This window comes from Moorella sp. E306M (assembly GCF_006538385.1).
GTDB lineage: Bacteria > Bacillota > DSM-521 > Neomoorellales > Neomoorellaceae > Neomoorella.
Map to the genome: position 1 here is coordinate 1,515,673 of NZ_BJKO01000001.1, position 9,834 is coordinate 1,525,506.

9 protein-coding genes are annotated in these 9,834 nt (G+C 52.9%); all 9 read left to right on the plus strand.

The genetic code is table 11. From position 1 onward, the window contains the following. The first annotated feature begins 106 nt into the window (after nt 1-106). The 9 genes from FLZ89_RS08020 (at nt 107) to FLZ89_RS08060 (ending at nt 9,369) form a co-directional block, all read left to right on the plus strand. On the plus strand, nt 107-1,108 hold the full coding sequence (locus FLZ89_RS08020) for a LacI family DNA-binding transcriptional regulator (protein ID WP_141263092.1): 1,002 nt from the start codon (nt 107-109) through the stop codon (nt 1,106-1,108). Between the two features lie 24 nt (nt 1,109-1,132). Further along, nucleotides 1,133-1,984, plus strand: a complete 852-nt coding sequence (locus FLZ89_RS08025; protein ID WP_141263091.1) for a creatininase family protein — start codon at nt 1,133-1,135, stop codon at nt 1,982-1,984. A gap of 88 nt (nt 1,985-2,072) precedes the next feature. Then, nucleotides 2,073-2,666: a class II aldolase/adducin family protein gene (locus FLZ89_RS08030; RefSeq protein WP_141304750.1), complete on the plus strand. Its 594-nt coding sequence runs from the start codon at nt 2,073-2,075 to the stop codon at nt 2,664-2,666. Nucleotides 2,667-2,747: 81 nt separating this feature from the next. Continuing rightward, complete coding sequence (locus tag FLZ89_RS08035; RefSeq protein WP_141263088.1) at nt 2,748-3,665, plus strand: sugar phosphate isomerase/epimerase family protein; 918 nt, start codon at nt 2,748-2,750, stop codon at nt 3,663-3,665. Between the two features lie 21 nt (nt 3,666-3,686). Next, complete coding sequence (locus tag FLZ89_RS08040) at nt 3,687-4,949, plus strand: Tm-1-like ATP-binding domain-containing protein (protein WP_141304751.1); 1,263 nt, start codon at nt 3,687-3,689, stop codon at nt 4,947-4,949. Between the two features lie 126 nt (nt 4,950-5,075). After that, nucleotides 5,076-6,152 (plus strand): zinc-dependent alcohol dehydrogenase, encoded by a 1,077-nt coding sequence (locus FLZ89_RS08045; RefSeq protein WP_141263085.1) that lies wholly within the window; start codon nt 5,076-5,078, stop codon nt 6,150-6,152. A gap of 93 nt (nt 6,153-6,245) precedes the next feature. Next, nucleotides 6,246-7,280, plus strand: a complete 1,035-nt coding sequence (locus tag FLZ89_RS08050; RefSeq protein WP_141263083.1) for a tripartite tricarboxylate transporter substrate binding protein — start codon at nt 6,246-6,248, stop codon at nt 7,278-7,280. 108 nt (nt 7,281-7,388) lie between these two features. Then, the gene (locus FLZ89_RS08055; protein ID WP_141263081.1) at nt 7,389-7,865 is read left to right on the plus strand and encodes a tripartite tricarboxylate transporter TctB family protein; all 477 of its coding nucleotides are present in this window, start codon (nt 7,389-7,391) and stop codon (nt 7,863-7,865) included. A gap of 13 nt (nt 7,866-7,878) precedes the next feature. Beyond that, a complete protein-coding gene (locus FLZ89_RS08060; RefSeq protein WP_172613505.1) occupies nt 7,879-9,369 on the plus strand; it encodes a tripartite tricarboxylate transporter permease in 1,491 nt (496 codons plus the stop codon). Nucleotides 9,370-9,834 lie beyond the last annotated feature (465 nt).

The window sequence follows — 9,834 nt, forward strand, 5'->3', positions numbered from 1 at the left end:
TTTACCATAAGAAAATATTCACGATTTAAAATTACTTATTGACACAGGGGCTAAACCATGTTAAATTTATAACCAAGGAAAACGTTTTCCGAGAGGGGTGAAAGCCATGGTAACCATAAAAGATGTGGCAAGGCATGCCGGGGTTTCTGTTACTACCGTTTCTCGTGTTCTTAACAACAGTCAGCATCCTATCAGCCCCGAGACGAGGGAGCGCGTCCTGGCAGCTATTAAAGAACTTGGCTTTTACCCCAACGCCATGGCCCGCAGCCTCCAGCTGCATGAAACAAAAACCATCGGTCTGATCCTTCCGGATATTGCCAACCCTTATTACCCGGGCATTGTCCGGGGGGTAGAGGATGTAGCCCATGAAAAGGGCTATACAGTTATCCTGTGCAATACCGACCGTTCCCGGGAACGTACGAAAGAATATCTCCGTGTTTTACGGGAAAAACGGGTGGACGGGGTGATCTTTACCGGCGGGGGTGCTGTAGAGGATGCCAGCCGGGAACACTTTTTTGAACAGGGCTCGGTGGCGACGGTGGTCATTGGGCGTCATAAAGCCAATCTCCCGGCAGTGCAGGTGGATAATGTGCGGGCCGCCCAGGAAGCTGTTGAGCATTTGCTGCATCTTGGCCACCGGCGGATTGCCACGGTGACCGGCCCTGCCGTTTCGACTACAGCTAGGGACCGCCTGGAGGGTTACCGCCGTGCCATAGAGGCTGAAGGGGTAGATATAGAATCCGGCTGGATCGTGGAAGGTGACTTTGAGTTTAGCAGCGGTTATCAAGCCGTTGGTCGTCTGCCATTGCGCGGCCCGGGGAAGATAACCGCAATTTTTGCCCATAACGATCTTATGGCCATAGGCGCAATCAAAGCCCTGCAGGAAAGGGGCCTTAAGGTACCAGAAGATGTTGCCGTCGTTGGCTTCGATAACATTCCCCTCGCCTCGTTCATTACTCCAACTTTATCTACTGTAGCTGTTCCGGTCTATGACCTGGGGGTGACTGCTATGAGGGTACTGGCCGAGCTCCTTGCCGGCCGGAAGGTGCCGCCGGTTACCTTCCTGGCAACCCACCTCGAGGTCAGGGAATCTTCTATATTAAAATAAATAATTGGCAGGAGGTTTGCTGAAATGGCAAAACGACACAACCTCTTGGAATGTTCCTTCGTTGACGCTCAGGAATGGTTCAAGGAAACCGACACCGTTCTCGTGCCGGTCGGCAGCTGTGAAAAGCACGGTGCCCATGTACCCCTGGGAACGGACAGCATTACTACCATTTCCGTAACCGAGCGGGCCGCTAAACTGGCCAATGTCCCCCACACACCGCTGTTACCCTTTGGCTACTCACCCCACCACATGGGCGAAGTCGGGGAAGGCTGCGGCACCATCACCCTTGCTGCCGAGACTTTCCGTCGTGTGCTCCATGATATTGCTCGCAGCTTGATTTTCCACGGTGCTAACAAGATTGTCTTTGTATCCCACCATGGTTCCAATACCAAACCCATTGATGAACTCCTGCGGAAACTTCGTTACCATACCGGCGCCTTTGTGGCCTGGTACAAAACGCCCACCGAGAGGGAATGCGAGGTAGTTAAAGGTATCCTGGAAGGTCCTCCCGAGGAGACCCCCGGCTGGCACGCCGGTGAAATGGAAACGGCGCAGGTAATGGCTTACAACATCGAGCTGGTGGATATGAGCCGGGCGGTCAATGACCGTGCCCACGCGCCGCGGTGGATGGGACCTGAATTTTCCAAGATCGACGGTACTCCTACCGTTAAATTCCGGGGTTCCGAAAATATCATTGTTCCCATGGAACACCATGAATACTCCGATCATGCCACCATTGGTAATCCCTTCCGGGGCACCCCTGAAAAAGGCCTGAAGCTCTTTGAGAAAGAAGCTGAGCACCTGGCTGCCTTCATTGAGGAAGTCAAGAAGTTCCCCTTCAAAGTAGAAAACCGCGATTTCCCCGAGAGAGCATAACAGCTGCGTAAACCCCTTGGCTCAAGGTACAAGCCTGGCTTTAAAAGCCTGGCTTGTACCCGCGAGCAAGGCTGGGAGGAAACTAAAAATGATCGATTTAGATGCAGTTACCAGGTTGCGCCATGAAATGGTAGAGGTCAGCAGGCAAATTTTTGCCCGCGGCCTTACCTCGGCTACCAGCGGCAACACCAGCGCCCGCGTCCCGGGACACCCGGATCAAGTCCTTATAAAAGCCAGCGGTAAGTCCTTTGGTGATGTGGGACCCGAGGATTTTATTCTGGTTGATTTAGAAGGGAATATCCTGGCAGGTGAGGGTAAGCCTTCCAAGGAGATCCGCTTTCACCTGGGTATTTTAAAGGCCCGCCCGGATGTACAGGCCGTCGTTCACGGCCATTCGGCTTTTGCTACGGCTTATGCGACGGCCAGGGGCGAGCTACCGGTGGTTACAGCCGCCGCGGAAGCGGGTCTTAACAAAGTAGGTATTGTCGAATATGCCGCGCCGGGGTCAGTGGAACTTGCGGAAATGGTTATTAAAGCCTTTGAGGATCCAACCCTCAAAGCTGCCGTCCTCAAGCGCCATGGTTTTGTTACAGTGGGTAAAGATATTCATCATGCTTTTTACCTGGCAGATGTTTTAGAAGATAATGCTAAAGTTGCCTTTTTGTTATCCCAGTTAGGATAAATTTTTTTTCAGGAGTTAGCCAGAATTAATCTACACTTCCGGCGAGTGGGGAAAATGGCGTAAATTAAGGGGAGGTTAAGTATGAGGGCTTCCATTTATGAATTCATGAAGGTGGGTATCGTCCACTTTAAAGCCTTTCCCGAGGTAGTACACGGTACCGGACCGGTGGTAGAAACCCTGCGCCGCATTGCTGAAGACGACTTCTTTACTGCGGTGGAAGTAGGCTGGATCAAGGACATTAAACAGCGCACCGAGGCAGCGCATTTATTAAAGATCGCCCACATGGAGGTTTGTTATGCCTGCCAGCCGGCCATCTTTTCCCAAAAATTAAATCTTAACTCCTTCGATCCCGGGGAAAGGAAGCGGGCCGTAAAGCAGGTTTTCAATTGCCTTAAAGAAGCCTCCGACTTGGGGGCTGTTGCTGTGCGTATCCCGGCCGGTAAAGACCCCGGCCCGGAACGGCGGGAAGAGGCTAAAAAGCTCCTTGTTGACTCCCTGGCCCAGATTTGTGAATATGCCAGGGAGATGGGCGACCCGGCCATTACCTTAAAGATCTTTGATCGGGACATTGACAAAGAATCCTTGATTGGCCATTTCAAGGATGCTCTTGATATTGCTAGGGAACTACGTCCCAGCTATCCTAAATTCGGGCTCCTGGCGGACCTCTCCCACTTCCCCTTGCTTAGGGAAAAGCCCGAGGAAGCCCTGCCCCTGGTAAAAGATTATTTAATGGCTTTTCATATCGGCAACTGCGTTATGAAGGACCGGCGTCATCCCCTGTACGGTGACCTGCAGCCTCGTTTTGGTGTGGAAGACGGGGAGATCGATACCAAAGATGTCAGCGCTTATTTCCGCCTGCTGGTCGACATGGGCCTTATCGGACCGGAAAAGAGGCCCGTCTTGAGTGCCGAAGTGCGCCCCCTGCTTCCCGGCGAGACATCGGAATTAATTTTGGCCAATGCCAAGAGGGTCATTAAAGAAGCCTGGGCCCTGGCTTAAAGCAACCAGGAGGAGAAAAGTGTGCCTCGCAAGGCTATAGCCATTGTTGCCACTGTCGATACCAAAGAAGCTGAAACTCGTTTTTTGCAGGAGTTCATCACTTCCCGGGGCTGGCAGGCTCCGGTTCTGGATGTGAGCACCTACCTCCCCCACGGGTTTAAGGCCACTTACCCGCGGGAAGAAATCTGCCGCCTGGGCGGGGTAGAATTTAAGAACCTGCCATCTTTACGCCGCGATGCCATGATGCAGACCATGGGGCTGGGAGCAGCCCGGGTGTTAACCGACCTCTATGGTCGGGGCGAACTGGCCGGCGTTCTGGGTATCGGCGGCAACCAGGGCACGGCCATAGCAGCCATCGCCATGCGGGCCTTGCCCATCGGGCTGCCCAAGGTGATTGTCTCTACGGTGGCTTCCGGTAACATCCGCCCCTATATAGAGTACAAGGACATCATCATGATGTTCTCGGTAGCCGATCTTCTGGGAGGGCCCAATACCGTTAGCCGTACCATACTCAGCAATGCTGCCGGGGCGGTCATGGGCATGGCAGCTCACGGCGAGCCCCTGAAGGCCAGTGATCGGCCGGTAATTGCTACTACCGCCTTTGGCAATACCAATGCGGTAGTCACAGCCGCCCGGGAGAGACTGGTAGAGTTAGGTTATGAGGTAATAGCCTTCCATGCGTCCGGGGCCTGCGGTTCAGCCATGGAAGAATTAATCGAGGCCGGGGTGATTCAAGGGGTCCTTGATCTTACCACCCATGAACTGCTCGCCGAGGTCTTTGGTGAGGCCGGAGATATCTATACTCCTATGCGGCCGCGCCTGCAGGCGGCGGGCCAAAAGGGCATACCCATGGTGATTTCCCTGGGAGGGCTGGATTATTTCTGCTTTGGCCCGGCGGAGAGCATACCGCCGGCCTACCGGGGCCGCCCGACTCACTACCATAACCCTTATAACACCAACGTCCGGGCTACTAAAGAAGAATTAACCAGGGTGGGTGAAGTGCTGGCCGCCAGGTTAAATGCCGCTCGCGGGCCGGTGGCCGTCATGGTCCCGCTTAAAGGCTGGTCGGAAAACGGCCGCGCCGGCGGCCCCCTCCACGACCCGGAAGCCGATGCCGCCCTGGTGGCGGCGCTGGAGGCCAACCTGGAGCCCCGGGTAAAGTTAATGAAATTGGACGCCAATATTAACGACCCGGTCTTTGCCGCCAGCGCGGCTGCCGTTATGCACCAGCTGATGGAAGTATGGCTGGCCGGCAAGCAGTGTTCTGCCGCCAGCGAACCCTAAAAAATGCGTGGGCGTTAGGGTGGGGATATGTCCCGGAGCCTATGAGGCGTGGAGCGTCGGAGGGAGATATCCCCTCCAGCAGATACAATTTCCGGCATAATCGTTCAAAGGAGGTCATTCAGTAAAATGGAATATCAAATCCCCGAGAAAATGAAAGCCCTGGTCCTTTTTGGTCCCAATGACGTGCGCCTGGTGGAAAAGCCGGTACCCAAGCCCGGGCCGGGGGAAGTACTGGTGCGTGTAGCAGCTTGCGGCATTTGCGGTACCGATGTGAAAATCATAACCAAAGGAATGCCCAAGATGCCGCCCTACGGGGAATTTACCTTCGGCCATGAGTGGGCCGGTACGGTAGTGGCCGTGGGGGAAACGGTGGACGAGTTCAAGGTAGGCGACCGGGTGGCCATTGAGGCCCATAAGGGTTGCGGCCGCTGCGAGAACTGCATTGACGGCAAGTATACCGCCTGTTTAAACTACGGCCGCCTGGATAAAGGCCACCGGGCTGCCGGCATGACGGTAGACGGCGGTTTTGCCGAGTATGCCGTCCAGCACGTGAACTCTGTTTATAAAATTCCTGATAATATTTCTTTTAACGAGGCAACCTATGTGACTACCGCCGGCTGCGCCCTTTACGCCATTGATAAGAGCGGTGGCTACATCGCCGGTGATACAGTCCTGGTTATCGGCCCGGGTCCCATAGGCTTATCCGTTGTCCAGGGAGCCCGTGCTCTAGGTGCTGAAAAAATCATCCTCATGGGCACCCGGGAAGATCGCCTGGCCAAGGGCCGCCAGCTAGGGGCAACCCATACCATCAATATCCGCGAGGTTGCCGATCCCGTTGCCGAAGTCATGGCCATCACCGATGGTAAAGGTGCCGAAAGGGTTTTTGAGTGCGGTGGCAATTCTCAGGCCTTTGAATACGGCATCAAGTCGACTAAAAAAGGCGGTGTCATGGTCCTGGTTTCCTTCTACAAAGAACCGGTTACTGCCAACCTGGATTATGTAGTCATAAACCAGATCAGCCTTTTGACGGTACGCGGTGAAGGCAACCAGAACTGCAAGCGCGCCCTGTCCCTGATGGCCCAGGGTAAAATTGATGCCAAACCCATCATGACCCATGCCTTCCCGTTAGAGGAGTTCCACAAGGGCCTGGACTACTTCGTCAACCGCAAAGACGGGGCCATGAAGGTAGTTATTAACCCATAATACCTTAGTTTGAATTATAGCAAGTATTTACCAGGGGGTTAATGCCGGCGGGAAACCGCTGCATTAATAAAAATTATTTTAAGGAGGGTTAACATGAAAAACTGGAGGTTAAAGGGTGTAGCTCTAGTCCTGGTGTCCCTGCTCCTGGTACTTGCCCTGTCCCTGGCTGGTTGCGGCGGGGACAAGCAGGCAAATGACAGCTCGAAAAATGAAGGTGGAAAACAAGGTGATACGGCGGCAGTAGAGTTTCCGACCAAACCCATAGAAATGACCGTTCTTTTTGGCGCCGGTAGCGGTGCCGATCTCCTGGCACGTAAGGTAGCTGACCTGGCCGGTAAAGAATTAGGCCAGCCCATTGCCGTTGTCAACCGCACCGGGGCTGCAGGAGCGGTAGGTTATTCCTACGTTAAAGACCAGAAACCCGATGGCTACAATATTGTATGGAATTCCAATTCCATTAACACAGCTTACCACCAGGGCAATATGAAGTTTGATTACACGGCCTTTGCCGGTGTAGCCGAGCTGACTACCGAGCCGGTGAGCATTGCCGTCAAGGCCGATGCCCCCTGGAAGGATATTAACGAGTTCATTGAGTATGCTAAAAAGAATCCGGGTAAAGTAAGAATTGGTAACTCCGGCCTGGGCAGCTTTACCCACCTGACTGCCGTAGCCCTGGAAAATAAGACCGGCGCTAAATTCACCCATGTACCCTTTGGGAAAGGCCTGGCCGTGTCCAGCCTGCTGGGGGGCAAAATTGAGGCAAGCTCCCAGTTACCGGCGGAGATTATGTCTCAGGTAAAAGCCGGGCAGGTGCGTATCCTGGCTGTTACCGGTGAACAACGCCTGGCCTCTCTGCCGGATGTGCCCACTTTTAAAGAAAAAGGCATCGATCTGACCCTTTCCCTGTGGCGGGGTATTGCCGTACCGGCCGGCACGCCACAACCGGTAATTGAAAAATTAGAAGCGGCCTTTAAAAAGGTGGCCGAAAGCCAGGAATTCAAGGACTTTGCCAAGCAAATGGGCGCCAATATAGAGTTCCGCGGGGCTGCCGAATTTGACAAGTTCATTGCCCAGCAGGACGAAGAACTGGCGGCCTTGATGGAACAAATCGGGATGAAGAAACAATAAGTAAAGCGGTAAAGCGGTAACGGGGCGGCGGAAACCGCCCCGTTACCGAAATTATAATTATAGCAGCTGCAATTAGAGAAGGATGTTTTCACATCCAGGGGTGAAAAAATGTCAAAACCAAGAGATGAGCGCCTTGTAGCCATCTGTTTTTTGCTGCTGGCAGCTATATGGGGCTACCTTACCTTACAAATACCGTCCGCAACGATACCTGGTACCCCGGGGCCAAGGTTTTTTCCATGGCTCCTGGTAACGGGGCTGGTCATATTAAGCTTGGTTATGCTGGTAGGAAACTGGCGGCAGCCTGCTGGAGAAAAGACAGTTGCGGCCGAGGCCAGTGAAGCTAAAAGGGGTATCGATTGGATAGGCTTAGGTACCCTGGCCATGTTCTTTGTTTATATCTGGATGGTAGATCTGATCGGGCTACGCTGGGGTACCCTGGTAATGATGCCCTTTTTCCTGTTTGTAAGTTTCCGCCTGCGCAACATTCTGGAAATCGCCCTGATTACAGTTGTCCTGGCATTTGGAGTAGATTTTATCTTCCGGGTTTTGCTTAAAATGGCCCTTCCCACAGGTAGCATATTTTAAGGGGTGAATTTTTTTGCTGTCAAACATCGTGACCGGCATCGGGGAAGCCACTCAACTGACGGCCCTGGTGGCTAACCTGGTAGGCGTCATTGTCGGCATAACTTTCGGCTCCATGCCCGGACTTACTTTCTCCACCGGCCTGATCCTGCTTTTGCCGGTAACCTTTGCATTTGATCCAATTACAGGAATTTCTTTGCTGGTAGGCGTTTTCATCGGCGGCATGACCGGGGGTTCAGTATCGGCTATCCTCCTGGGCATCCCGGGTACGCCCTCGGCAGCAGCGACGGTAATCGATGGTTATACTCTAAAACAAAAGGGAATGGCCGGTAAGGCCCTGGGGATGGCGGTAATTGCGTCTATTTTTGCCGGGTTAGTTAGTCTACTTTTATTAATCCTGGTGGCACCTTTGATTGCCAAAGTAGCGCTGCAATTTGGCTCGGTGGAAATATTCGCCCTGGTTTTGTTTGGTTTATCGACGATTATCAGCGTTTCATCAGGTTCCATCATTAAAGGTTTAATTGCCGGGATTATCGGGTTAATGGCCATGGAAATCGGCCTGGATCCGATAATGGGGGTCCAACGTTTTACCATCGGTTATGAACCTTTGCAAGCCGGGATAGATTTGCTAGCAGCCATGATCGGCTTGTTTGCTATACCCCAGATTATTAAAGATTTACCAAGGGGTCATGCGGAAACGGGTATTAAAATTGAAGACAAAGGCGTAACTAGCCAGTTGCCCAGCTGGCAGGAGATAAAAAGCTGTGTTGGTATTATAGTGCGTGGTGCCCTTATGGGAACGGGAATAGGTTCCATTCCGGGGACAGGTGGTCCTATCGCAGCCTTTCTCTCTTATGAAACAAATAAACGCATGTCTAAGAATCCGGAAAAGTGGGGAACGGGTATCCTGGAAGGGGTGGCAGCCCCGGAGGCGGCCAATAACGGCGTTACCGGAGGCGCCCTCATCCCCATGTTGACCCTGGGTATTCCCGGCGACCCGGGCACAGCAATTTTGCTAGGAGCCCTGCTTATTCACGGGTTACAACCAGGACCCCTGCTTTTCCAGAAAAATGCTGATATTGTTTATGGTATATTTGCCGCCTTGTTCATTGCCAATATCCTAACCTTAATTGTTCAATGGTTTGGCATTCGCCTTTTTGTAAAGATCTTGCAGATCCCCAAAACAATTTTGCTGCCAGTTATAATGGTATTAACCATAGTTGGCTCCTTTGCGGTGCGTAATAACCTTTTTGATGTCTATGTAATGGCGGTGTTCGGGGTAATAGGTTACTTTTTAGAGCGCTATGACTTTCCTACGACGCCGGTTATCCTGGCCATCGTCCTGGGGCCAACTCTTGAGACAGAAATGCGGCGGGCAATAATTGCAGAAGGGACTTATACTGCTTTCTTTACCCACCCAATTAGTGCTGTATTTATTTTCTTAACCCTGGTAATGCTATTTGGTCCTATTGTTAAAGATAAAATTGCTGCCAGGCGAGCGGCTTGAAGTTTGCAGTAATAACCATAGTAAATAGATAACATTTTTGCCCCGTATAAGGGGCATATTTTTGTGCGCCCGGCATGGGCGTTAACTTGGTGGTGAAAGTCCACTGCAGGCGAGGCAGCACGAGTCTGCTAGCCAAAGGCAAGGGTGCCCATCGCGAGGTGGGATCCGGAGGAAGCCGGAGGCAAAGTCACGGCCCGATGAACAAGAACCCCATAGGAGGCTAGACCATCCGGATGAGCTGGCGAAACACAGCGAAATCCCAGGCTGCCAAGGGATGGTAGAGTATATGGGGCGGGCGCGGGGCGAAGGTTAACGCTCTTACCCGGGGAGGCCTGCCGGATAAGCCAGGAAAAGCTGGCAACCCGTGTCGAAAGGCACGGCTGAACCGGCAGGAGTCAGCAGAAGGCATAGTACCCTGGGGGTCATGAACTCCAGGGGAAGGCCCGAACATCAAGTCAGAGGTGA

Coding starts and splice junctions, on each gene's coding strand:
- FLZ89_RS08020 (WP_141263092.1), top strand. CDS start 107: ATGGTAACCATAAAAGATGTGGCAAGGCATGCCGGGGTTTCTGTTACT.
- FLZ89_RS08025 (WP_141263091.1), top strand. CDS start 1,133: ATGGCAAAACGACACAACCTCTTGGAATGTTCCTTCGTTGACGCTCAG.
- FLZ89_RS08030 (WP_141304750.1), top strand. CDS start 2,073: ATGATCGATTTAGATGCAGTTACCAGGTTGCGCCATGAAATGGTAGAG.
- FLZ89_RS08035 (WP_141263088.1), top strand. CDS start 2,748: ATGAGGGCTTCCATTTATGAATTCATGAAGGTGGGTATCGTCCACTTT.
- FLZ89_RS08045 (WP_141263085.1), top strand. CDS start 5,076: ATGGAATATCAAATCCCCGAGAAAATGAAAGCCCTGGTCCTTTTTGGT.
- FLZ89_RS08050 (WP_141263083.1), top strand. CDS start 6,246: ATGAAAAACTGGAGGTTAAAGGGTGTAGCTCTAGTCCTGGTGTCCCTG.
- FLZ89_RS08055 (WP_141263081.1), top strand. CDS start 7,389: ATGTCAAAACCAAGAGATGAGCGCCTTGTAGCCATCTGTTTTTTGCTG.